The sequence below is a fragment of the Parvimonas sp. M20 genome (genome assembly GCF_035282425.1).
In the GTDB taxonomy this organism is placed as follows: Bacteria; Bacillota; Clostridia; order Tissierellales; family Peptoniphilaceae; genus Parvimonas.
Map to the genome: position 1 here is coordinate 1 of NZ_JAYKBQ010000287.1, position 235 is coordinate 235.

The following is a 235-nucleotide window of genomic DNA, read 5'->3' on the forward strand; positions in this document are numbered from 1 at the left end:
CGCGATTCTCTCGTCATCGGCGGTGACCCAGTCGATGGGGAGCTTTGACGCGCCCGACCCGACGGCGACCACGGGTATACCCGCATCGCGGAGCCGAGCGATGTCGTCGTCGACGTCACTGATGGCGATGACCACCCCGTCGGCGCGCCGCTGGATGGCGTCGGTGACGAAAGCGTGGGTGAGCCCGCCCTCCCCCGCGCCGGCATCGAACAGCATGACGACCTGATCCCGGCTG

General features: G+C 68.9%; 1 protein-coding gene. It reads right to left on the minus strand.

From position 1 onward, the window contains the following. Window positions 1-235: hypothetical protein (locus tag VJI93_RS09265; protein WP_324009398.1), on the minus strand; the 235-nt coding region annotated here is incomplete at both ends.